This window comes from Phenylobacterium sp., from assembly GCF_035944335.1.
Lineage (GTDB): Bacteria > Pseudomonadota > Alphaproteobacteria > Caulobacterales > Caulobacteraceae > Phenylobacterium.
On sequence record NZ_DASZBG010000108.1, the window covers coordinates 1 to 22050 of the forward strand.

27 protein-coding genes are annotated in these 22050 nt (G+C 69.7%); 5 read left to right on the forward strand and 22 right to left on the reverse strand.

Features of this window, described 5'->3' with window-relative positions; genetic code table 11:
* Positions 1 to 737: biotin carboxylase N-terminal domain-containing protein (locus VGT80_RS16900; protein ID WP_327457826.1), on the reverse strand; the 737-nt coding region annotated here is incomplete at its 3' end.
* 51 nt (positions 738 to 788) lie between these two features.
* Between VGT80_RS16900 and msrB the strand changes: the two genes are divergently transcribed.
* The gene (msrB, locus tag VGT80_RS16905) at positions 789 to 1286 is read left to right on the forward strand and encodes a peptide-methionine (R)-S-oxide reductase MsrB (protein WP_327457827.1); all 498 of its coding nucleotides are present in this window, start codon (positions 789 to 791) and stop codon (positions 1284 to 1286) included.
* Here msrB and VGT80_RS16910 read toward each other — a convergent pair.
* Positions 1283 to 1783 (reverse strand): ion channel, encoded by a 501-nt coding sequence (locus tag VGT80_RS16910; RefSeq protein ID WP_327457828.1) that lies wholly within the window; start codon positions 1781 to 1783, stop codon positions 1283 to 1285. The genes msrB and VGT80_RS16910 overlap by 4 nt on opposite strands.
* A gap of 139 nt (positions 1784 to 1922) precedes the next feature.
* Here VGT80_RS16910 and VGT80_RS16915 point away from each other — a divergent pair, with 139 nt between their 5' ends.
* Entirely contained in the window at positions 1923 to 2720 is a 798-nt protein-coding gene (locus tag VGT80_RS16915) for a phytanoyl-CoA dioxygenase family protein (RefSeq protein WP_327457829.1), read from the forward strand.
* Between the two features lie 134 nt (positions 2721 to 2854).
* Here the strand turns inward: VGT80_RS16915 and VGT80_RS16920 are convergent, their stop codons facing one another.
* Both VGT80_RS16920 and VGT80_RS16925 read right to left on the reverse strand, forming a co-directional pair.
* Positions 2855 to 4015, reverse strand: coding sequence for a BON domain-containing protein (locus tag VGT80_RS16920; RefSeq protein ID WP_327457830.1), 1161 nt, complete (start codon positions 4013 to 4015; stop codon positions 2855 to 2857).
* An 87-nt stretch (positions 4016 to 4102) separates the two neighbouring features.
* Positions 4103 to 5644, reverse strand: coding sequence for an acyl-CoA carboxylase subunit beta (locus tag VGT80_RS16925; RefSeq protein WP_414693922.1), 1542 nt, complete (start codon positions 5642 to 5644; stop codon positions 4103 to 4105).
* Between the two features lie 120 nt (positions 5645 to 5764).
* On the opposite strand from VGT80_RS16925, the gene VGT80_RS16930 reads away from it, so the two are divergent.
* Positions 5765 to 6145 carry a hypothetical protein gene (locus VGT80_RS16930; RefSeq protein WP_327457831.1) on the forward strand — a complete coding sequence of 127 codons (381 nt, stop codon included), beginning with the start codon at positions 5765 to 5767 and terminating at the stop codon, positions 6143 to 6145.
* Here the strand turns inward: VGT80_RS16930 and VGT80_RS16935 are convergent.
* The gene (locus VGT80_RS16935; protein ID WP_327457832.1) at positions 6142 to 6873 is read right to left on the reverse strand and encodes an ATP12 family chaperone protein; all 732 of its coding nucleotides are present in this window, start codon (positions 6871 to 6873) and stop codon (positions 6142 to 6144) included. The genes VGT80_RS16930 and VGT80_RS16935 overlap by 4 nt on opposite strands.
* An 82-nt stretch (positions 6874 to 6955) precedes the next feature.
* On the opposite strand from VGT80_RS16935, the gene VGT80_RS16940 reads away from it, so the two are divergent.
* Together VGT80_RS16940 and VGT80_RS16945 are read left to right on the forward strand one after the other, a co-directional pair.
* Complete coding sequence (locus tag VGT80_RS16940) at positions 6956 to 8437, forward strand: DUF1800 domain-containing protein (RefSeq protein ID WP_327457833.1); 1482 nt, start codon at positions 6956 to 6958, stop codon at positions 8435 to 8437.
* Positions 8434 to 9729: a DUF1501 domain-containing protein gene (locus VGT80_RS16945; RefSeq protein WP_327457834.1), complete on the forward strand. Its 1296-nt coding sequence runs from the start codon at positions 8434 to 8436 to the stop codon at positions 9727 to 9729. The genes VGT80_RS16940 and VGT80_RS16945 overlap by 4 nt, the downstream gene beginning before the upstream one ends.
* On the opposite strand, the gene VGT80_RS16950 is transcribed toward VGT80_RS16945, so the two are convergent.
* The 17 genes from VGT80_RS16950 to rpsM all read right to left on the reverse strand — a co-directional run bounded on the left by VGT80_RS16950 (position 9726) and on the right by rpsM (position 21936).
* Entirely contained in the window at positions 9726 to 10709 is a 984-nt protein-coding gene (locus VGT80_RS16950; protein WP_327457835.1) for an RluA family pseudouridine synthase, read from the reverse strand. The two genes, VGT80_RS16945 and VGT80_RS16950, sit on opposite strands and share 4 nt — an antisense overlap.
* A 35-nt stretch (positions 10710 to 10744) precedes the next feature.
* On the reverse strand, positions 10745 to 11233 hold the full coding sequence (locus VGT80_RS16955; RefSeq protein WP_327457836.1) for a CC0125/CC1285 family lipoprotein: 489 nt from the start codon (positions 11231 to 11233) through the stop codon (positions 10745 to 10747).
* Positions 11234 to 11257: 24 nt separating this feature from the next.
* Entirely contained in the window at positions 11258 to 12004 is a 747-nt protein-coding gene (locus VGT80_RS16960; protein WP_327457837.1) for an RluA family pseudouridine synthase, read from the reverse strand.
* 91 nt (positions 12005 to 12095) lie between these two features.
* Positions 12096 to 12548, reverse strand: coding sequence for a hypothetical protein (locus tag VGT80_RS16965; RefSeq protein WP_327457838.1), 453 nt, complete (start codon positions 12546 to 12548; stop codon positions 12096 to 12098).
* Between the two features lie 65 nt (positions 12549 to 12613).
* Positions 12614 to 13918: a replication-associated recombination protein A gene (locus VGT80_RS16970; protein ID WP_327457839.1), complete on the reverse strand. Its 1305-nt coding sequence runs from the start codon at positions 13916 to 13918 to the stop codon at positions 12614 to 12616.
* A 30-nt stretch (positions 13919 to 13948) separates the two neighbouring features.
* Positions 13949 to 15361, reverse strand: coding sequence for a Do family serine endopeptidase (locus tag VGT80_RS16975; RefSeq protein ID WP_327457840.1), 1413 nt, complete (start codon positions 15359 to 15361; stop codon positions 13949 to 13951).
* Positions 15362 to 15435: 74 nt separating this feature from the next.
* Positions 15436 to 16716 (reverse strand): TCR/Tet family MFS transporter, encoded by a 1281-nt coding sequence (locus VGT80_RS16980; RefSeq protein WP_327457841.1) that lies wholly within the window; start codon positions 16714 to 16716, stop codon positions 15436 to 15438.
* A gap of 54 nt (positions 16717 to 16770) precedes the next feature.
* Entirely contained in the window at positions 16771 to 17232 is a 462-nt protein-coding gene (locus VGT80_RS16985) for an SRPBCC family protein (RefSeq protein WP_327457842.1), read from the reverse strand.
* Complete coding sequence (locus VGT80_RS16990; protein WP_327457843.1) at positions 17229 to 17567, reverse strand: metalloregulator ArsR/SmtB family transcription factor; 339 nt, start codon at positions 17565 to 17567, stop codon at positions 17229 to 17231. The genes VGT80_RS16985 and VGT80_RS16990 overlap by 4 nt, the downstream gene beginning before the upstream one ends.
* Positions 17567 to 17944: a cupin domain-containing protein gene (locus VGT80_RS16995; protein ID WP_327457844.1), complete on the reverse strand. Its 378-nt coding sequence runs from the start codon at positions 17942 to 17944 to the stop codon at positions 17567 to 17569. The genes VGT80_RS16990 and VGT80_RS16995 overlap by 1 nt, the downstream gene beginning before the upstream one ends.
* The gene (locus VGT80_RS17000) at positions 17944 to 18399 is read right to left on the reverse strand and encodes a VOC family protein (protein WP_327457845.1); all 456 of its coding nucleotides are present in this window, start codon (positions 18397 to 18399) and stop codon (positions 17944 to 17946) included. Before VGT80_RS17000 ends, VGT80_RS16995 begins: the two co-directional genes overlap by 1 nt.
* Positions 18392 to 18877 (reverse strand): VOC family protein, encoded by a 486-nt coding sequence (locus tag VGT80_RS17005; RefSeq protein WP_327457846.1) that lies wholly within the window; start codon positions 18875 to 18877, stop codon positions 18392 to 18394. Before VGT80_RS17005 ends, VGT80_RS17000 begins: the two co-directional genes overlap by 8 nt.
* 53 nt (positions 18878 to 18930) lie before the next feature.
* Positions 18931 to 19380 (reverse strand): hypothetical protein, encoded by a 450-nt coding sequence (locus VGT80_RS17010; RefSeq protein ID WP_327457847.1) that lies wholly within the window; start codon positions 19378 to 19380, stop codon positions 18931 to 18933.
* Positions 19381 to 19471: 91 nt separating this feature from the next.
* Positions 19472 to 19885, reverse strand: a complete 414-nt coding sequence (rplQ, locus tag VGT80_RS17015; protein WP_327457848.1) for a 50S ribosomal protein L17 — start codon at positions 19883 to 19885, stop codon at positions 19472 to 19474.
* Positions 19886 to 20069: 184 nt separating this feature from the next.
* Positions 20070 to 21086 (reverse strand): DNA-directed RNA polymerase subunit alpha, encoded by a 1017-nt coding sequence (locus VGT80_RS17020; protein ID WP_327457849.1) that lies wholly within the window; start codon positions 21084 to 21086, stop codon positions 20070 to 20072.
* A gap of 76 nt (positions 21087 to 21162) precedes the next feature.
* Positions 21163 to 21552, reverse strand: a complete 390-nt coding sequence (gene rpsK / locus VGT80_RS17025; protein WP_111528844.1) for a 30S ribosomal protein S11 — start codon at positions 21550 to 21552, stop codon at positions 21163 to 21165.
* 15 nt (positions 21553 to 21567) lie between these two features.
* Positions 21568 to 21936, reverse strand: a complete 369-nt coding sequence (rpsM, locus tag VGT80_RS17030) for a 30S ribosomal protein S13 (RefSeq protein WP_327457850.1) — start codon at positions 21934 to 21936, stop codon at positions 21568 to 21570.
* Positions 21937 to 22050 lie beyond the last annotated feature (114 nt).

Here is a 22050-nt window from a genome sequence, read left to right on the forward strand (position 1 = left end):
AGCGGGCTCGGCGCCTCCTCGATGACCTTCTGGTTGCGCCGCTGGATCGAGCATTCGCGCTCGAACAGGTGGACCACGTGGCCGTGCTTGTCGCCCAGCACCTGGATCTCGATGTGGCGCGGGCTCTCGATGAACTTCTCGATGAAGATGCGGTCGTCGCCGAAGCTGGCCTTGGCTTCGGCCTTCACCGCCGGGAAGCCCTCCTCGACGTCCTTGCGGTTCCAGGCGACGCGGATGCCCTTGCCGCCCCCGCCGGCCGAGGCCTTGATCATCACGGGATAGCCGATCTCCTCGGAGATCTTGATGGCGTGCGCCGTGTCGTCGATCTCGCCTACGTGGCCCGGGACCACCGAGACATTGGCCTTCTTGGCGAACTTCTTGCTCTCGATCTTGTCGCCCATCGCGTCGATGGCGTGCGGATTGGGGCCGATGAAGACGATGCCCTCGGCTTCCAGGGCGCGGGCGAAGGTCGCGTTCTCGGAGAGGAATCCGAAGCCGGGGTGCACGGCCTGCGCGCCCGTGCGCTGGCAGGCGTCGATGATCTTGGCGGCGTCGAGATAGGACTGGGCGGCGGGTGGCGGCCCGATGAACACGGCCTCGTCGGCCATCTCCACGGCCAGCGAGTCGGCGTCGGCCTCCGAATAGACCACCACCGTGGCGATGCCCATCTTGCGGCAGGTCTTGATGATCCGGACGGCGATCTCGCCCCGGTTGGCGATCAGGATCTTGGAAAACATCTACAGGGGCATCTCTTCCTCGAAGGGCGGCGGGACCTTAGATTGATGGTCATGAGCACGCCAGCGGTCTCCCCATCCGGTTTCGATCTCACCGCGCCTGACGCGGAGGAACGCAAGCGCCTGGAGGCCTCGCTCAGCCGCGAGGAGGCCGAGGTGCTGCTGCATCACGGCACCGAGGCGCCGTTCTGCGGTGGCCTGCTGGATCAGAAGGATAGCGGCGTTTACGGCTGCCGGCTCTGCGGCCTGCCGCTGTTCCTGCACAAGACCAAGTTCGAGAGCGGCACCGGCTGGCCGTCGTTCTGGGCGCCCTTCGACGAGGCCCATGTGCACGCGGTGAAGGACACCTCCTACGGCATGATGCGCGTCGAGACCCGCTGCGCGCGCTGCGACAGCCACCAGGGCCACGTCTTCCCCGACGGCCCGCCGCCGACCCGGCTGCGCTACTGCATCAATTCGGTGTCGCTGGAGTTCACCCCCGACGGCGGCCATCTGCGCGATCCGCTGGGGCGCGGCGACGACGCTGCGCTGCAGGCTCACGCTACGGCCTAGTGGCCGCCGGGCACCCGTGAGGTGCGCCGCGGCGCCTCGGTGGCGATGGCGCCTTCCGGCAGCGGATGGCTCTCGTCGGTCACCATGATCCGGCTGAGGTTCTGGAAGAAGAACGCCGTCGACCAGCCGACCATCAGGAGGCCGGTGATCGATTCCAGCGACAGCACCACCCGCCAGCCGTCGCGCAGGTGGACGTCGATCCAGCCGGTCGTGGTGTAGGCGCCCAGCGACAGGTAGAGCGCGTCATCCAGCCGGTCGGCGGCGTGGGACAGCCAGTAGAGCAAGGCGTAGGCCCAGATCTCCACGCCGTGGATCACGAAGATGCCCAGCACCATGCCGAGCGGCACCAGCACCCGGTCGACCCGCACCGAGGTGGCGAACTGCAGCACGTGGATGCGCGTCAGCTGGATCAGCATGTTGAGGCCGATCAGGTGCGTGAGCACGGTGAAGAGCACCATCCCCGCGGAGATCAGCAGTTCGCGTGCGAGCCCGTCCACCGGGCGACCTTACGGGGTCCGCGCAGACGCGAAAACTGTGGATGTCTCGGCCATGCGACGATCCGTCCCCGAAGCGGGACCGGGCGGGCGGGACTAGCCTTTCAGGACATATTCAGCTCGCCAGGCGCCAGATCATCCCATGCAACTCAAGGCCTCCCAAGCTCGCGCCCATGCCGACGAGGTTCGCGAGACCAGCGTCACGGTCCTCAAAGGGCTGATCCCGGTCGAGACCATCGACACCTGGAACGCCGCGTTCGGGCCGCTGCTGGCCTGCGCCGTCCGCCGCGAGGGCGACAACCCGAACCGCGGGCCGCACCGCTACTACGTCACCCTGCCCTTCCACGGCCTGTGGGCCGACGCCGCGATCATCGACAACGATGCGGTGATGGCGGTGGTCGAGGAGTTGGTCGGCGCCGACGGCGTCATGTGCCAGCTGGCCAGCGACACGCCCCTGCTGGGCTCCGAGCACCAGGAGCTGCACCGCGACACCCAGCTGCTGTTCCCGGAGAGCGGCGCGGAGACCCCGCCCTACCAGCTGGCGGTCAATTTCCCGCTGGTCGACGTCACCGACGAGACCGGGCCCATGGAATATGCGCCGGGCACCCACATGCTCTCCAAGGCCGAGGGCATGGCCAAGGTGGCAAGCGGCGAGATCCCGCTGGTGCGCGCCTACATGGCCCGCGGCGACGTGATGATCCGCGACGTGCGCCACATCCACCGCGGCACGCCGAACCGCTCCATGACGCCCAGGCCCATGGTGGTCATCGGCTATTCGCGGCGCTGGCTGGCGCGGCCGGAGGTCAGCATCCGCATTCCGGCCGACGTGCTGGTGGGCCTCCCCGAGCGCGCCCGCCGCTGGCTGCGGCACAATCCGGTGTTCGAGAGCCGCGCCGAGGCGGACCGCGCCGACGAGAGCTATCGGGCGTTTGCGTACTGAATATCCTCCCCTCTTGGGGGAGGTGACCCGAAGGGTCGGAGGGGGTTTCCACCGCAGAGGCGCAGCTGCGCCTTCTGAGTGGAAGCCCCCTCACCGCCTTCGGCGGAGCTCCCCCCGAAGGGGGAGCATCCAGGTCAGCGCGACTTGCCGGTGTCCGTGCTCGAGCCGTTCGTGCCGCCGGACTTCGAGGCCTCGCCGCCCGCCGTCCGCGCAGCCGGGATGGCCTCGCCGGAACCGGTCTCACCGCGCATCTGGTGCTCGAGCACGCTGTCGCCGTAGCCCCGCGAGGGACTGGTCAGCGGGTTTCCGCGATCGAGGCGCAGGTTGTTCTGCACGTGGTTCACCCCGGCGATGTCCTCGACGCAGCGCTCGGCGCGGTGCTTGGCCTCGCGGCTGTCCACCGTGCCCGAGAGCGTGATCTCGCCGCCCGACACCGAGATCGAGATGTTGGTGGCGTCCACCCACGGATCGTCGGTCAGCCGCTCATGGGCCTCGTCGCTGATCCGCTCGTCGGCGCGCTTGTAGCCCTTGGGACCTAGACCCCGGTAGTCGCGGCTGCGGTCGCGCTCGGCTTCGTCGCCGCCGAACCAGGAGGCCACCCGCTCGCCGGCGCGGCGGAAGAAGTCGCCCGCCTCGCGGCCGCTGCGCTCGAACCGCTGGCCGCGGTCCTCGTCACGGCGGCGCTCGCCGTCGCGCGGCAGGCCGCCGTCGCCGTAGCCACGTTCGTAGTCGTAGCCGCCGGTGCCGCCCGACGCCATGCGGCCGCCCCGCTCGGCGTCATAGCCGCGCGGCACGTCGCCGTACTCCACGCCGCCCTGGCCGTATTCCGCGCGGTAGATCCGCTCGCCGCCGCCGTCGCCGTAGAAGCGGCCGCCGCCGCCCTGGCCGCCGCGGCCGACCGGGTGGCTGCGCTGATAGCGCTCGGCGCGATGCTCCAGCTCGTATTCGTCGTTCTGCATCGCCGGGCTGACGCCTTGGTAGTCGCGGTCCTGCCAGCCGGGCGGACGGCCCGATCCGGCCTGGCGGTCGCGCGGGGCGCCGCCGCGTCCGCCGCCTCGGCCGGCGCCCCCGCCGCCGTAGCCCATGCCGGTCTCGCGCTCGCCGAACACCCGGTCGCGCCCGGGGCCCGAGCGCTGCGCGCCGAAGGAATTCTCATAGTCCTCGACCGAGCCGCCGAAGCTGCGGTCCTCGCCGCCGTCGAAGCGGCGCTGGTCGCTGCGGCCCATGTCCTCGGAGCCCCGCCGATCGCGTTGCCGCCAGCGGCGCTCGCGTTCGTCCATCCATTTGTCGGCCATGGGAGGTCCTCCGTGCTTGTGCTGAGCTTTGGGCGTAGCTCGCCCTAGCGGCACAACACGGGGGGACGGCGGGGGTTCCTCGAAAACCTAGAGGGGAATGTTGTCGTGCTTCTTCCAGGGGTTCGTGAGCTGCTTGCCCTGCAGGTTCTTCAGCGCCTTGACGATGCGCCGCCGCGTGCCATGCGGCATGATCACGTCGTCGATGTAGCCGCGGCTGGCGGCCACGAAGGGGTTGGCGAAGCGGGCCTTGTATTCGGCCTCGGCCACGGCGAGCTGTTCGGGGCTCTGGTTGCGGAAGATGATCTCCACCGCGCCTTTGGAGCCCATGACGGCGATCTCGGCCGTGGGCCAGGCGTAGTTGATGTCGCCGCGGATGTGCTTGGAGCTCATCACGTCATAGGCGCCACCATAGGCCTTGCGCGTGATCAGGGTGATCTTCGGCACCGTGGCCTCGGCGAAGGCGAACAGCAGCTTGGCGCCGTGGCGGATCAGGCCGCCCTGCTCCTGCCTGGTGCCCGGCATGAAGCCGGGCACGTCGACGAAGGTGATCAGCGGGATCTCGAAGGCGTCGCAGAAGCGCACGAAGCGGGCGGCCTTGCGCGAGGCGTCGATGTCGAGGACGCCGGCCAAGACCTGCGGCTGGTTGGCCACGACGCCCACGGGCATGCCGTCGAGCCGGGCGAAGCCCACGATGATGTTCTTCGCGTAATCTGGTGAAATCTCGAAGAAATCCGCCTCGTCGACGACCTTGAGGATCAGCTCCTTCATGTCGTAGGGCTTGTTGGGATTGGCCGGCACCAGGGTGTCGAGGGAGGGCTCGTCGCGATAGGGCTCGTCGAAGCTCTCGCGCACCGGCGGCTTCTCGCGATTGGAGAGCGGCAGGAAGTCGATCAGCCGGCGGACCTGGGTGAGCGCCTCCAGGTCGTTCTCGAAGGCGCCGTCGGCGACGCCGGACTTCAGCGCATGGATCCGGTAACCGCCCAGCTCCTCGTGGCTGACCTCTTCGTGGGTGACCGTCTTCACCACGTCCGGGCCGGTCACGTACATGTAGCTGGTGTCCTTCACCATGAAGATGAAGTCGGTGATGGCCGGCGAATAGACGTCGCCGCCGGCGCAGGGCCCCATGATCACGCTGATCTGCGGGATGACGCCGGAGGCGAGCGTGTTCTGCAGGAAGATGTCGGCATAGCCCGCCAGGCTTTCGACGCCCTCTTGGATGCGCGCGCCGCCGGCGTCGAACAGGCCGATGATCGGGGCGCCCATCTTCAGCGCCTGGCCCTGGACCTTGAGGATCTTCTGGGCGTGGGCGCCGGACAGCGAGCCCCCGAACACCGTGAAGTCCTTGGAGAAGACGAACACCACCCGGCCGTTGATGCGCCCCCAGCCGGTCACCACGCCGTCGCCGGGGATCTTCTGGTCGGCCATGCCGAAGTCGGTGGCGCGGTGCTCGACGAACATGTCGAACTCCTCGAAGGAGCCCTCGTCGAGCAAGAGCTCGATGCGTTCGCGGGCGGTGAGCTTGCCCTTGGCGTGCTGGCTGGCGATCCGCCGCTCGCCGCCGCCCTGGCGGGCGGTCTCGCGGCGCTTCTCGAGCTGGTCCAGGATGTCCTTCACGCCGCGGCCCTTCATGAAACTGTCGCCGAAGGGGTAGTCGCGGCGGTGCAGCCGCGCAAGGTCAGGCCTCAAGCCGTCGAAGCTCCGAGCCGCGGCCAGCGCGGCGTGGTAGGCCAGATGCGGGCGGGAGCCGGCATGCGCAACGCGATCAAGGCTGGCGGCGCCTATTTCGCCGTGGTGTTCCCCGTGGCGTTCCTGGTCGGGATGGTGCGGGTGCTGTTCGCAGCGCCGCGCCTAGGCGCCCTCGTCGCCGTCGCCCTCGAGATTCCGCTGATCCTCGCCCTCTCCTGGATCGCCTGCGGCTATATCCTGCGGCGTATCCCGGTCAGAGGCCGTGGCGGTCGGTTGGCGATGGGTGGGTTCGCATTCCTGGTGCTGATGGTGGCCGAGGCGGCGCTCGACCTCGCCCTCGGGCGCACCCTGGCGGCGCATTTCGCCGCGATGGGTGAGCCGGCGGGTCTCCTGGGCCTCGCAGGCCAGGCGGCCTTCGGACTGGCGCCGCTGGTTCGCCGCTAGGCGTCCTCCAGGCCCCGGAACCAGCGCTCGAGCATCAGCGCCTCGGCGGTGAGGCGCGCCGTGCGCTCGGCGGCCTCCTCGTCGACGCCCCACTGCTCCTCCTGCCAGCCTTCGTCGAGGCGGGAGAGCTCGAAGGCCTGCTCGCCGGAGAGCCAGCCGCGCTGCAGGGCGATGGCGAGGATGGTCGAGCCGAACAGGCCCGCGCCGAACGCGAGGCCCGCCAGGCCGAAGTCGTCGAGCGACAGCGCGAGCTCGCGGACCTGCTGCAGGGTCGGCTCCGGCTGTGCCTGGTGGACGATGCCGGCGGCGCGCAGGAAGGAGAGCTTGGCCTCCGCCTCGATCCGCTCGAGCACGGGGCCCCAGCGTTGCTGCTGGCGCTCGACGAGGCCCCGCGGCGCCTCGGCCCAGTAGCAGAGCAGGTCGGAGGCCGCGTAGCTCGCCACGGTGTCGGCCGTCTCGGTCCGGGCCGAGGGGATCGCCTCGATGGCGGTGTTGGCGAGCCGGGTGGCGTGCATGCCGGCGACCTCCAGGACTTCGCCCTGCGATCCCCACTCCTGCGCGACCTGTTCGGCGAGGGCGCGGGTGGGCAGGGCGAGGTGGCCGCCGCGAGGCGTGCGCACGGCCCGCCCGTCGAGGCGCACGGCGAAGCCGCCGTCCTCCTCGACCACCTCTACGGACTTGTAGAAGCGGCGCGGCTTTTCAAGAGGTTCACGGTATCCTCGCGCCACCCTGGTCTCCCGCCGAACGACGGATCATCTGCCGTTCATCGTGGAATGGCCATGATGACACGACGTTGCAAGGAGGCGCGCCATGGCTGCCGCCGATCGTGAGCTGAAGGCCGCCATCGCCGCGACCCGTTTTGGCCTGGGCGCCAAGCCCGGCGAGATCGCCGAGGCCTCGCGCGATCCACAGGGCTGGCTGAAGGCCCAGATCCGCCGCGAGGGCGCCGACCAGCCGCAATCGGGCGGCGAGACCACCGCGCGCCGCATCGCCGACCTGCGCGAATTCCAGCAGCAGAAGCGCGAGGTGAAGCAGGAGGGCGCTGCCAACGGCGGCAAGCTGGCCCCCGAAGCCCGCGACCCGGTGAAGCTCGCCCAGAAGCTGCTGCGCGACGACACCCAGACCGACTTCCTGTCGCGCGTGCAGCTGGCCACGGCCACCGACGCGGCGTTCCGCGAACGCTGGGCGCTGTTCTGGACCAACCACTTCACGGTGGCGGCCAAGAACCTGCAGACCGCGACGGTCGTCGGGCCCTATGAGGCCGAGGCGATCCGGCCGCACGTGTTTGGCCGCTTCATCCAGTTGCTGGGCGCGGTCGAGACCCACCCGGCGATGATGATCTACCTCGACCAGGTGCAGTCGGTGGGGCCGAACAGCGAGATGGCCCAGCGGGCCAAGGGCTTCGGCCGGCGTGGTCGCTTCGGGGGTGGCTTCGGCGGCGCGCGGCTGCAGCCGGCGGCGGCCGCGGCGCCGCGCCGCGACCTGGGCCTCAACGAGAACCTGGCCCGCGAGATCATGGAGCTGCATACGGTGGGCGTGCACGGCGGCTACAGCCAGGCCGACGTCACCGAGTTCGCCCGGGCCATGACCGGCCTGTCCATCGGCGGCTTCCGCGGGCCGGACGGCCAGATCGGCGAGCCGGTGTTCCGCGACGTGGCTCACGAGCCCGGCCAGCGGATGGTGATGGGCGTCCGCTACGACCAACACGGCAAGGACCAGTCCGCTGCGATCCTCGCCGACCTGGCCGGGAAGCCGCAGACGGCGAAGTTCATCTGCGGGAAGATCGCCCGGCACTTCGTGGCCGACGACCCCTCACCGGCCCTGACCGCCCGGCTGGAGAAGGCCTGGATGAGCTCCGGCGGCGACCTCGCCCGGGTGGCTGAGGCCCTGATCGAGGCGCCGGAAGCCTGGGCGCCGCAGCCGACCAAGTTCAAGACGCCCTACGAGTTCATCGTCTCCAGCTACCGCGCCGCCGGGGCCCAGCCGCAGGCCTTCGGCCAGGTGGGCCCGATCCTCACCGCCTTGGGGCAGAAGCCGTTCGATCCCGGCTCGCCCAAGGGCTGGGCCGAGGAGGCCGACGCTTGGGCCGCGCCCGACGGCATCGTCAAGCGCATGCAATTCGCCCAGGGCTTCGCCGCCCAGGCTGTGCAGGGCCGCGATCCCAAGGCGCTGGCCGCCGAGGCGCTCGGCGAGCGGATCGCGCCGGCCACCGCCACCGCCATCGCCCGCGCCGAGAGCCGCCCGGAAGGGTTCGCGCTCCTGCTGATGTCCCCGGAGTTCCAACGCCGATGACCCCTCAATCCAAGACCTTCGCGCCCTCCCGCCGCGGCGTGCTCGCCGCCGCCGGCGCCTTCGGCCTTTCCCTGCAGTTCGTGGCGACCCAGAGCTTCGCGGCCGCCGAGAGCGGGCTGGAGAAGAAGAAGTTCGTCTTCGTGATCTGTCGTGGCGGCATGGACGGCCTGACCACCGCCCCGCCGGTGGGCGATCCCGACTATGCGGGCCTGCGCGGGCCCATCGCCCTGCGCGACGAAGCCCTGAAGCTCGACGGGACCTTCGCGCTGAACCCGGCGCTGTCGGCGACCTATGCCCTGGCCAAGGCCGGCGAGGCCCGGATCGTGCCCGCCGTGGCGACGCCCGACCGCGCCCGCTCGCACTTCGAGGCCCAGGACGTGCTGGAGAGCGGCGCGAACCAGGTCTATGGCGCCTCCTCCGGCTGGCTGAACCGCACGGTCGAAAGCCTGGGCCGGGTGCGCAAGGTGAGCGCGCTCTCGGTCGGGCCCACCGCCCCGCTCGTGCTGCGCGGCAAGGCGCCCTACGCCTCCTGGTCGCCGGGCAAGATCGTCGACGGCTCCGCCCGCCTGCCGACCCTGCTGCAGGACCTCTACAAGACCGATCCCCTGCTGGGCCCGGCGCTGGCCCGCGGCCTCGCCACCGAGGCCATGGCCCAGGAAGCCATGACCAATGTCGCCCAGATGAGCCCCGCCCAGGCGGCGGTGACGCCAGCCGCGACCCAACCCCCGCAGACGGCGATGCAGATGGCTGCCCCGGGCGCCCCGGGCCAGCGGCAGGGCCAGGACGCGGCGCGTAAGCTCGGCCTGTCGCTGGCCGGCTTCATGCGCGAGGCGAACGGGCCGCAGATCGCGGCGGTGTCGCTGGACGGCTTCGACACCCACGCCAACGAGGGCGGAGCCCAGGGCCAGCTTGCCACGCGGCTGGCCTATCTGGACGCCGTGCTCGACGGCCTGCACACCGGCCTGGGGCCTGAGTGGAAGAACACCGTGGTGGTGGTGGCCACCGAATTCGGCCGCACCGCGCGGGTCAACGGCACCGGCGGCACCGACCACGGCACGGCCTCGACCGCCCTGTTGCTCGGCGGCGCCCTGAAGCCCGGCGGCATCGTCGGCGACTGGCCGGGCCTGAAGCAATCGGCCCTGTTCGAGAACCGCGACCTGGCGCCGACGCTCGACATGCGCGGCCTGTTCAAGGGACTGCTGCACGAGCACATGGGTGTGGAGCGCGCCGCGCTGGACGCCGCCGTCTTCCCCGACAGCGCCGCGGCGAAGCCGGTCCTCGGGCTGGTCTAGCGCTTCTTCCGCTTGGCGAACGGCTCCGGGTCGGCTTCGTGCTCGTCGAACCCGAAGCGGGCGAAGCCGGCCTTCATCTCGCGGCTGACCGGCGCCTCGAGGATCAGCAACCCCCGCGAAGGATGCGGCAGGACCAGCCGGCGGGCGTGGAGCTGCAGCTTCAGCTCGCCGGAAATCTCCGATGAAGCCTCGGTGTTGTACTTGGGGTCGCCGAGGATCGGGTGGCCGATGGCCAGCATGTGGGCGCGCAGCTGATGAGTGCGCCCGGTGTGGGGCCAGAGCGCCATCCATGCGACCTTGTCGGCGGCGCGCGCCAGGGTGACGAACTCAGTCTCGGCGGTTTCGGCGTCGGGGTCCTTGGGATCGGCCGGCGTCATCATCTCGCGGTCGCCGACGCCGCGCTTGACCAGCGGCAGCTCCAGCACCCCTTCCGACGGCTTCGGCAGGCCATGGACCAGGGCCCAGTAGTGCTTCTCGGTCCGGCGCTTGGCGAAGGCCCCGGCGAGCTTGGCGGCCGCGCCGGGCGTCTTGCCGAGCACCAGCACGCCTGAAGTGTCGCGGTCGAGCCGGTGGACGAGCCTTGGCCGCTCCAGCCCCTCGCCCCAGGCCGAGAGCAGGCGGTCGACGTGGTTGATCGTCTTGGTGCCGCCCTGGACGGCGAGGCCCGAGGGCTTGTTCAGCGCCAGCACCTCCTCGTCCTCATAGATCACCAGGGACTTGGCGAAGGCGGCGTCGCGGCTGTCGATCTTGTTGCGCTCGCCTGGCGGCGGGGGGTCGGGCAGCGGCGGCACGCGGATCTGGTCGCCGGGATTGACCCGGGTTTCGGGCTTCGCACGGCCGCCGTTCAGCCGCACCTGGCCCGAGCGGATCAGCTTGGCCAGTTGGCCCTGGTTGAGATGCGGCCAGCGCCTGCGGAACCAGCGGTCCAGGCGGACGGCCTCCTCGCCGGCGCCGACGGTGATGGTGCGGACTTCACGCATGGCGCCGCCCTTATGGGGCGCGCCGGTCGATAGGGCTAGACGGCGCGGCCGCCGATGGAGGCGCGGACGCCGCGGGCGTCATAGACGTCGGGGCCCGAGGGACGCGCCCCGCGGCCCATGAGCACCTCGAGGCTGGCCTGCAGCGAGGGGCCGCCGCTCAGGGGGAAGCCCGTGCCGACGCCGACGCCCGCGGCGGAGTGGCGGCCGAAGCTCATGCCGCCGACGCCGAGGCTGACGCTGGAGCCGCCGTAGCCGGTCTGGCGGATCGAGCGGTCGACGACGCGGAACCAGTCATAGCCGCCGGCCAGAGCCAGGTCGGCGGCCCGCAGCAGGGCGTAGTCCTGCACCTGCGCCTCCGGCGCGCCGGGACCGCCCTGGAAGATGACGCGATAGCGGTCCGGCTCGATGCGCAGCTCCGAGAAGCCGACGGCGCTGGGGCCGGCCGCGGGCTGGAAATGGGTGGGCTCGGTGGCGCAGGCGGCCAGCGAAGCGCAGGCGATGGCGGCGAGGATCAGGTGTTTCATGGTTCCCTCAAAACGTTCAGGACCTTAGCCACGTTCCGCGAGCCCCAGGGCCGCCGCGAGGTCCGTCATGTCGGCCGGGACCGCGGCCTCGATGCGTTTCGTGCCGCCGGCGGGATGGGGGAAGCTGAGCGCGCCGGCGTGAAGCATCAGCCGCGGGACCGGCTGGCCGCCGACCACCAGCGCGCCGCCATAGCGGGCGTCGCCGGCGATCGGGCGGCCGATGGAGGCCAGGTGCACGCGCAACTGGTGCATGCGCCCGGTCTCGGGCGACAGCTCGACCATTGCGGCGCCGGGTCCCGCGGCCAAGGTGCGGTAGCGGGTCTTGGCGGCTTCCGCGTCAGGATGGTCGGGCGCACAGAGGCGCATATAGGCCTCGCGGCCGATCTCCTCGCGCCGCAGCGCCGCCTCGATCGTCCCGCCCCTCGGCTCCGGCGCGCCGGGCGTGACGATGGCGCGGTAGGTCTTGTGGATCCTGCGCGCCATCATGGCCTTGCCGAGGAAGCCCGCCGCCGGCTTGGTCTTGGCGGCCAGGATCACGCCGGAGGTGTCGCGGTCCAGCCGGTGGATCAGCCGCGGCCTGGCCTTGCCGGGCCTGGCGAAGGCCCAGAGCAGCTCGTCCAGCGTATGGACCGCGATCCGGCCGCCCTGGCTGGACAGGCCGGCTGGCTTGGCGAGCGCGAGCAGCTCCGCGTCCTCGAAGATCACGAGGCTGCGGACGAAGGCGATCTCGTCGGCCGTCAGGCTGACGGGCTGGGCGGCAGGCTTCTTCACCCGGCCTGTGTAGAGGGAAACGCGGCGCCGTCGAAGGCCCTCCTCCTCGTTGGAGGAGGAAGGGTCGCTTCACCCGAAACCGGGAGGCCGGCTACTTCAGCACGCCCCGCTTCGCCATGGTCCAGGAATACCAGGCGAAGAAGATGCAGCCCGCCAGGATCGCCAGGTTGACGATCATACCCTGTTGACCCATCGCCTTGGCGCCGTCGGAGAGCAGGTAGGTGTAGACCAGCATCACCACGAAGGCTGCGAGCGACACCACGAACACATGCACGGCGTAGCGGGTGCGGGCCACGAGCAGCAAGGCGCCCAGCAACGCCCCCCAGACCCCGATGGCCCAGTCGGCGGTCATCCAGACCGGATAGGCGTGCACGTGGGCGATCTGGGCGTCGGTCATGGCCGCCTTCCGCAGGTAGGCGTCGCCCTGCGTCTTGGTCATGAAGTAGTCGTAGGCGCCGAAGGCGTTCCAGACGAGCGCCACCACCGTCACCACCCAATAGTGCCAAGGCGCGCTGGCGCGCGGCGCTTCCGCAGTTGCAGTCATCTTCAGTCCCTCCCCAGAGATTGGGTGAGGCTACACGCTTCGTCCGACAGAACAATGATCGGCGATCAGGAGTCCTTGCGGCGTCTCAGCTCCGCCCAGCGGTCCAGCCGTTCCTTGATGCGCGCCTCCGAGCCCTCGCCTTTCGGCTGATAGAAGGTCCTGCGCTCCATCTCGTCGGGGAAATAGTCCTGGCCGGAGAAGCCCTCGTCGGCGTCGTGGTCGTAGGCGTAGCCCTTGCCGTAGCCGAGGTCCTTCATCAGCCGGGTTGGCGCGTTCAGGATGTGCTTGGGCGGCATCAGGGAGCCGGTCTCCTTGGCCGCCTTCATGGCCGCGCCGAAGGCCTTGTAGACGGCGTTGGACTTGGGCGCGGTCGCCAGGTGCACGGTGAGCTGGGCGAGCGCGATCTCGCCTTCGGGCGAGCCCAGGAAGTCGTAGGTGTCCTTGGCGGCATTGGCGAGCAGCAGGGACAGGGGGTCGGCCTCGCCGATGTCCTCCGCCGCGGCGCGGATCAGGCGCCTGGCGATGAACAGCGGGTCCTCGCCGCCGGCCAGCATGCGGGCGAGCCAATAGAGCGCCGCGTCCGGATCGGAGCCGCGGATCGACTTATGTAGGGCCGAGACGAGGTTGTAGTGCTCCTCCCGATCCTTGTCGTAGGCGGGCGAGCGCTTCTGGAGCACCTGCCCCAGGTCCTTGGTCGAGAGAGGCTTGGCGGAGCCGATGTTGAACAGGGTCTCGGCGAGCGTCAGCAGGTAGCGGCCATCGCCGTCGGCGAGCGCGCTGAGCGCATTGCGGGCCTCGGGCTCCAGCGGCAGGGCGCGGCCTTCGAAGGCCTCGGCCTTGGCGAGCAGCGCCTCCAGGGCCGCGTCGTCCAGCCGCTTCAGCACGAACACCTGGCAGCGCGACAGCAAGGCGCCGTTCAGCTCGAACGACGGGTTCTCGGTGGTGGCGCCGACCAGGGTGACGATCCCTTCCTCCACGAAGGGCAGGAAGCCGTCCTGCTGGGCGCGGTTGAAGCGATGGATCTCGTCGACGAACAGCAGGGTCGACTGGCCGGCCATGCGGCGCACGCGGGCCGCCTCGAAGGCCTTCTTGAGGTCGGCAACGCCGGAGAAGACGGCCGAGAGCTGCTGGAACTCGTAGCCGGCCTCCTTGGCTAACAGGCGCGCGATGGTGGTCTTGCCGGTGCCCGGCGGGCCCCAGAGGATCATCGACGACAGGCGTTTCGCCTCCGCCATCCGGCGGATTGGCCCCTCGGGTCCGAGCAGGTGGTCCTGGCCGACCACCTCGTCGAGCCGTTGCGGCCGCAGCCGATCGGCCAGCGGCGACGGCGCCTGCGGGGTCAGGCCGGCGGCTTCGAAGAGATCAGCCATGCGGGGGGATTAGCACAAACCCCTCGCGGACTAGACCTGGAAGGTCCCGGTCGCCTCCTGGCCGTCCCGCTCGATGGTGATCTGCCAGACCCGGCCGCCGTCGGCCAAGGCGGCAAGGAGATCATGGACCGTGGCCACCCGCCGGCCATTCACCGCGCGGATGATGTCGCCGGGCTTGAACCCCGCCTGGGCCGCGAGAGCCTGTCCGCCTGCGGTGATGATCACGCCGGGATTGGTGAAGGGGTCGATGCCGACCTGATCGGCGACGGCCGGGGAGATGTTGACCACGGTCGCGCCCTGCAACGGGTTGCGGCCGGCGATCACCCGCTCGTCGCGGGCCGGGCTGGACGGCGGCGCTTCGGCGCGCAGGGTCAGCTGCTGCTCGGCCTTGCCGCGGCGGACGCCGAGGCGGACCTGATCGCCGATCCTGTGGGTGCTGACGGCGTAGTTGACGCCGGCGGCCTCGATCACCGGCTTGCCGTCCACGGACGTCACCACGTCGCCCTGGCGCAGGCCGGCCTGGGCCGCGGGCCCGCCGGGCCAGATGTCGGCCACGAGGGCGCCCTGGGGCGTCGCGAGGCCGAGACTGCGGGCGATCTCCGGCGTCACCGACTGCAGGCGCGCGCCGGTCCAGGCGCGGACCAGGGAATGGCCGCCGCCCAGGGCGGTCTCCACCACCCGCTTCACCAGCGCCGAGGGGATGGCGAACCCGACGCCGGAGGAGGTGCCGGACCGCGAGAGGATGAAGCTGTTGATGCCGATGATGTCGCCGTTCATGTCGACCAGCGGCCCACCGGAATTGCCCGGATTGATCGCCGCGTCGGTCTGGATGTAGCTCGAGGCGGCGTCGCCGGAGGGATCGGCGGTGCGGTTCAGCGCCGAGATGATGCCGTTGGTGACGGTCTGGCCGACCCCGAACGGGTTGCCGATGGCCAACGCCAGGTCGCCCACCTGCAGGTCCCCGGTGTCGTTGATGGCCAGGGCCGGCAGCCGCTCGCCGCCCGGCGCGTCGATCTTCAGCACCGCCAGGTCGGTGCGCGGGTCGGCCAGCAACACATGGGCCGGGAACTCCCGGCGGTCGGCAAGGGCGACGGTGATCTCCTGGCCGCCCTCGACCACGTGGTTGTTGGTCACGATGACCCCGTCCGGCCGCACGATGACGCCAGAGCCCAGCGAGCCCACCACCCGGTCGCGCGGCGCGCCGATGCCGAACAGCTCCCAGAACGGATCCACCTGCTGGCGCACGGTGCGCTTGGAGGAGATGTTCACCACCGCCGGGGCGGTCTTCCTGACCACGGGGGCGAAGGACTGGCGCAGGGCGACCGCGCTGGCCGGAACCGCGCGGGTGGGCGCGGGCAGCGGGCCCTGGGCGGCGCTTTGCCCAGCGGGCGAGCAGGCGGCAAGGATGGTCAGGGCGGGCAGCAGGACGCGGATATCGCGCATGGATTTTCTCGGAAACATTCCAGTCGAAGACGACTGCACTGTCCCAACGTTTCAGGCGCAAAAATGGCGTCGCCTCACGCGGGCGTCGGCTTGGCCTCGGACGGGGGCGCGGGATGGCGCGCCGTGCGCAGGGCCAGGAGGAAGGCAAGCACCAGGAGGCCGCCCGCCAGGTAGATCGCCAAGCCCGGCGAATGCAGGGTGGATTCGTGGCGCAGGGACCAGGCGAAGGTCTCCCCGAAGACGATCGGCCCCAGGATCGAGGCGATGCCCTGCAGGCTCTGGTTGGCGCCCTGCAGCTGGCCCTGCTGGTTGGGCGGCACGCGCCGCGTCATCAGCCCCTGCAGGCCCGGCATCATCAGGGCCGAGAAGGCGAAGATCGGAGCGCCGACCAGATAGAGCCAGCCGGTGGGCGCCCAGCCGTACCAGAAGAAGCCCAACGCCCCGATGGCGGCGCCGGCCAGCACGGTGCGCCGCTCGCCGATCCGCGCCACGATCGGCCCGACGGTGAACATCTGCACCAGCACGCCCAGCACGCCGGTGAGCAGGAAGGTGAAGCCCAGGATGCGCGGCGACCAGCCGTAACGGTCGGTCATGTAGAGCACGAAGACCGTCGGCAGCACGACCTGCGACAGCTGGAAGAGGAAGATGACGCCGGCCAGGCCGAGCAAGCCCGGATGCGAGCGCAGCAGGCCCAGAGAGCCCACCGGATTGGCGCGCTTCCAGTCGAACGCCTTGAGCCGCCGCTCTGGCGCGAGGGATTCCGGCAGGATCAGCAGGCCGTAGACCCAGTTGACCGCGGTGATGATCGCCGCCGCGATGAACGGCAGACGCAGGTTGTGCTGGCCCAGCAAGCCCCCGATGGTCGGGCCGATGATGAAGCCGAAGGAGAAGGCCGACTGCAGCATGCCGAATGACTTGGCGCGCTTCTCCGGCGGCGTGACGTCGGCCAGATAGGCGCCGGCGGTGGAGAAGCTGGCGGCGGTCATGCCGTTCAGGATGCGCCCGACATAGAGCCACCAGAGCGTCGGCGCGAAGGCCATGAACAGGAAGTCGACCGCCAGGCCGAAGAAGGAGATCAGCAGGACGGGCCGCCGGCCCACCCGGTCGGACAGCATGCCCAGGATCGGGCCCATGAAGAACTGCATCAGGCCCCAGGTGGCGCCGAACAGCAGGGTCCACTCCGCCGCCGAGGCGGTGTCGCCGCCGGTGAACTGGCGGATCAGGTTCGGCAGGATCGGGATCATGATGCCGAACGACACCGAGTTCATCAGGGCGCTGGCGAAGATGAAGCCGAAGGCCGCCTGACGAGGCGGCCGGGCCGAGGCGGGAACGGTCCCCGAGGCGGCTTCGCTCATCTCTCTCCCCCCACGCCGCGCCATGAAACAAAACCGGAACTTCGGGAACCAGCGTTACGCAAGTTCGCCCAGCGAGGCAAGCTGCGCCCGCCACCACTCCGCCAACCGCATCAAGAGGGCTTGGTCGGGGAAGCCGTGGCGCGCCGCGCCAGGCGGCACCTGGTCGAAGCCGCGATGCTCGACACTGACCCGGGTCTCCTCGCCCACCGCCTCGAACCGGACCTCGACTTCGGTGTGAAGATCGAGCGGGAAGTTCGCCTGGCGATAGGAGAACACCAGTCGGTCCGGCGGCTCCCAGCCGGTGATCCTGCCGATCTCGAACACCTTGCCGTTGGCCAGGGTCTCGGTGAGCCGGCCGCCCTTGCCGGCCTCGAACGCCAGTCGCCCCGGCGCGCGCGGGGTGGTCTGGAAGAGCCCGTTCGGCCGCCACCAGGCGCCGATCTCCTCGACGAAGAGCGCGAAGGCGCGCGCGGGCGAAGCCTTCACCCGGAGCGCCAGATAGACCTTCGAGGTCACGGCGTCTTCGTCTCGACAAAGGCCTTGAACGCGGCGAGCTGTTCGCTCCAGAGGCGTTCGGCCTCCTCCAGCCAGCGCATGAGATGGACCATGGGTTCGGGCCTCAGGGCATAGATGCGCACCCGCGCATCGAATTCCGGATGGGATTCCTCCACCAGGCCGCTCTCGCGCAGGGTCTTCAGGTGGCGGCTCATGGCTGGCGCGGAGAGATCGAGCGCCCGGGCCAGTTCGCCCGCCGGCCGCGGCCGTTCTGCCAGCAGATCCACGACCCGCCGGCGATGCGGATCGGCGAGCGCGGCCAGGGTGCGGTCGATCTGGGCCGGCGCGGCGGCCATCAGATCGCCCGATGCTGGGTGCCGGCGCCATAGGTGACGCCCAGGAATCGGCTTGCCTCGGGAACCAGCGCACGATGCCAGACCCCTCGCGGCACGACGCAGGTCGCGCCCGGCGCCATCTCCACCCGCCGTTCTCCGGCCGGCTCGTCGAGGATCAGGGTCATGCGACCCTCGAGCAGGACCAGCACCTCCTCGCCAGCCGGGTGCATCTCCCAGTGCGGCCAGTCTGCGGTGCTCAGGTAGGCCGCCACCAGGGTGCCCAGCAGGTCGGTGTTCCGGTCGATGGAGGCCCAGAAGGCGTCGTCCACGGTATGGCGCGCCACCCGGCCCTGTCCGTCGAGGCTGAGATAGGTGGTCTCCAGGTCGAAGGCCGGCATCACACCCAGCCCGTGATCTTCATGCCGCTGATCTGTTCGGCCTCCTCGCGGGTGACCGCCTTGACCGTCTGGCCGACCGTCCAGATGTGGCCTTCGGGGTCGCGGCAGCGGTAGGTGCGGTCGCCATAGAACTGGGTTTCCGGCGCCATGATGATCTCCGCCCCGGCCGCCCGTGCGCGCGCGCAGTGGGCGTCCACGTCCTCCTCGATCTGCAGGTGGATGGTCTGGGTGTTCTTGCCGCCGATCGATCTGGGGCTCTTGTGGTCGGCGGACCACTCGTTGCCGACCATCACCGCGGCGTCGCCGTAGCGCATCTCCGAGTGGGCGAGCTTCCCCTCGCCGTCTTCGATCAGCATGAACAGCTCGAAGCCGAAGGCCTTCTCCAGGAAGGCGAGGGCCGCTTTCGGATCCTGGTAGCAGACCGCCGAGATCATGTTCGGGCGCCAGTCAGCCATGACCGGCCTCATCCAGCGTGGCGTGGATCTTCAGGCCGGTGGCCTGCTCCATCTCCTGGGCGCTGACCACACGGACGTCCTGGCTGAAGTTCCAGACATGGCCCTCGGGATCGACCACCCGGTAGGTGCGCGCGCCGTAGAACTGGTCCTCGGGCTCGGCGGTGATGTTGGCGCCCTGCGCCTTTGCATGGGCGAAGTGGGCGTCGAGGCCGTCGTCCAGGTGGACGCGGACGAACTGGGTGTTGACGCCCTCGACCGTGGCGGGGCTGCGCATGCGCGCGGGGCCGACGATGGCGCCCTGCCACTCGCCGCCGATATTGAGCACGCCGCCGTGGAAACTCATCTCCGAGTGCGCCAGCTGACCTTGCGCGTCAGTGACCAGGGACGAGATCTCGAAGCCGAACACCCGCTCCAGCCATTTCAGGGCGGCGATGGGGTCTTTGTAGAAGACCGCGGGGACGAAGGTCGGCGCAGGCATGGCGAACTCCTTGCGTTGATCGACAATATTTAACGCATATCGAAATTATATCGTCAAGTGGGTCGGCGCGGACGCTGTTTCGCCGAGATGGACTTGACGATGGTCCGCCCGGCGCCGGGCGGGCCGATGGGCGCGGAGGCCTTGGCCAGGGCCTGATCCCAAAGCGCCTGGACGTCGGGCTGGTCGAGCATGGTCAGCGGCGAAAGCGGCAGGAAGCGGACCTGGTTGCCGTCACCCTCCAGGAGGCCCTTGGGATCGTCGATGTCGACGCCGCGGACGAAGCACAGGCTGACCCGCCGTGGAAAACAGGCCAGCGAAAACACCGCCTGGCCGGTCTTCTCGTTGGGGCCGTAGCCGATCGCCAGCGCATTGTAGTTGTCGTAGACCAGCTCATACGCGCCGGGCAGGCGGCGGCGCATCTCGGCGCGGGCGGCGCGGATCTCCGCGGCCACCTGGTCGGTGAACTTGGCGATGAACCCTTCGATCTGGGTCTCGGCGTCCATGGGCGAAGGCTGCGCCGCGCGGACCCGGCGGGCAAGCAAAAGCCCCGGAAGCGGGCTTCCGGGGCTCCTGATGTCTCGTGGCGCGGGCCGGCTAGGCCTCGGCGAAGCTCTCGGCGACCGGACCGGAGTCCTTGCCCTTTTCGGCCGGGTCGCGATCGACGAACTCGATCACCGCCAGGGGCGCGTTGTCGCCATGGCGGAAGCCCGCCTTCAGGACGCGGATGTAGCCGCCGCTACGCTCGGCGTAGCGCGGGCCCAGCACTGCGAACAGCTTGCCGACCTGTTCGACGTCGCGCACCTGGCTGATCGCCTGGCGGCGCGCATGCAGGTCGCCGCGCTTGGCCAGCGTCACCAGCTTCTCGACGAAGGGGCGCAGTTCCTTGGCCTTGGGCAGGGTGGTCACGATCTGCTCGTGCTTGATCAGGCTGGCCGACATGTTGGCGAACATGGCGGTGCGGTGGGCGGTCGTACGACCCAGTTTGCGGTGGGCTTTGCCGTGACGCATCTCATATCTCCTGGGCCGCTGGGCCCGCCGGGACGCTTCCGATCTGCGGAAGAACGCCCTGCCTAACCAAATCCCAGCCTGCTCCCGCCTGGGTCAACACGAAGCGCCGGAGCCTTCCACCGCCGTTGCGGCTTCATCGGGCTCAGACCGCAGATCGCGGTCCGGAGTCGGCGCGAAAGCAGACCTACATCTGGTCTTCGAACTTTTTCGCCAGCTCTTCGATGTTCTCCGGCGGCCAGTTCGGCACGTCCATGCCGAGGTGGAGGGCCATGCCGGCGAGCACTTCCTTGATCTCGTTCAGCGACTTGCGGCCGAAGTTCGGGGTGCGGAGCATCTCGGCTTCGGTCTTCTGGATCAGGTCTCCGATGTAGACGATGTTGTCGTTCTTCAGGCAGTTGGCCGAACGGACCGACAGCTCCAGCTCGTCGACCTTCTTGAGCAGCGCCGGGTTGAACGGCAGCTCCGGCTTGGCCTCGCCCTCGACCTTCTTCTTCGGCTCTTCGAAGGTGATGAAGATCTGCAGCTGGTCCTGGAGGATGCGGGCGGCGTAGGCGACCGCGTCCACCGGCGTCACCGCGCCGTTGGTCTCCACTTCCATCACCAGCTTGTCGTAGTCGAGGCTCTGGCCCTGGCGGGTCGGCTCGACCCTGTAGGCGACACGCTTGACCGGCGAATAGAGGGCATCGACCGCGATCAGGCCGATCGGGGCGTCCTCGGGGCGGTTCATCTCGGCGGGGACATAGCCCTTGCCGGTCTGGACCGTGAACTCCATGCGCACCTGGGCGCCGTCGTCCAGCGTGCAGATCACGTGGTCGCCGTTCAGGATCTCGATGTCCGACGGGGCCTCGATCTGGCTGGCGGTCACCTGGCCGGGGCCGGTGGCGCGCAGCGTCATCCGCTTCGGGCCCTCGGCGTGCATGCGCAGCGCCAGCTGCTTGATGTTCAGCACGATGTCGACGACGTCCTCACGAACGCCCTCGAGCGAGGAGAATTCGTGCACGACACCGTCGATCTGCACCGCCGTCACAGCCGCGCCTTGCAGCGAGGATAGAAGGACGCGGCGCAGGCTATTGCCCAGCGTCACTCCAAAGCCGCGTTCGAGGGGTTCGGCCACCAGACGCGCCTTGCGGTTCGCGTCGGCGCCGGTCTCGATGAGCGGCTTCTCGGGACGGATGAGCTCGTTCCAGTTTCGTTCGATCACGGATGCATGTCCCTCGAAACGCAGGATCGCCGGCCGCATCCGCGGTCCGGCGACGGGGAGATTGGATACTTCGGTACTAGACGCGCCGGCGCTTGGGCGGCCGGCAGCCGTTGTGCGGAATGGGGGTCACGTCACGGATGGTGGTGATCGTCATGCCCACGGCCTGCAGGGCGCGAAGCGCGGACTCACGGCCCGAACCGGGGCCGGAAATATTGACTTCCAGCGTCCGCACGCCGTGCTCGGCCGCCTTGCGGCCCGCGTCCTCGGCGGCCATCTGGGCCGCATAGGGCGTGGACTTCCGGGAGCCCTTGAACCCCATCATGCCGGCGCTGGACCAGGAGATGGTGTTCCCCTGAGCGTCGGTGATGGTGATCATGGTGTTGTTGAACGAGGCGTTCACGTGCGCCACGCCCGAGGTGATGTTCTTGCGCTCGCGGCGTTTGACGCGCGCCGGTTCCTTGGCCATCGGAGATAAACTCTCTTACTTCTTCTTGCCGGCGATCGGCTTGGCCGGGCCCTTGCGGGTCCGCGCGTTGGTATGGGTGCGCTGGCCGCGGACCGGCAGGCCCTTGCGGTGGCGCAGGCCACGGTAGCAGGCCAGATCCATCAGCCGCTTGATGTTGACGGCCGTCTCGCGACGCAGGTCGCCCTCGACGGTGTAGTCGCGGTCGATAGCCTCGCGGATGTGCAGCACTTCCTGGTCGGTCAGTTCGTTCACGCGGCGGGCGTCTTCGATGCCCACCTTGCTGACGATCTCCTTCGCCTTGGCGGAGCCGATCCCGTGGATGTACTGCAGCGCGACGACGACGCGCTTGTTGGTAGGAATGTTGACGCCAGCGATACGGGCCACTTCAGAAAATCTCCTGATCACGCAAGAGAAGCGCAAACGGCGCCCCGGCCCTGCACCCCTGAGGCATAGACCGACGCGTCCCTCGCGCTCTTTCGCGGAAGCGCCCCGTTATAG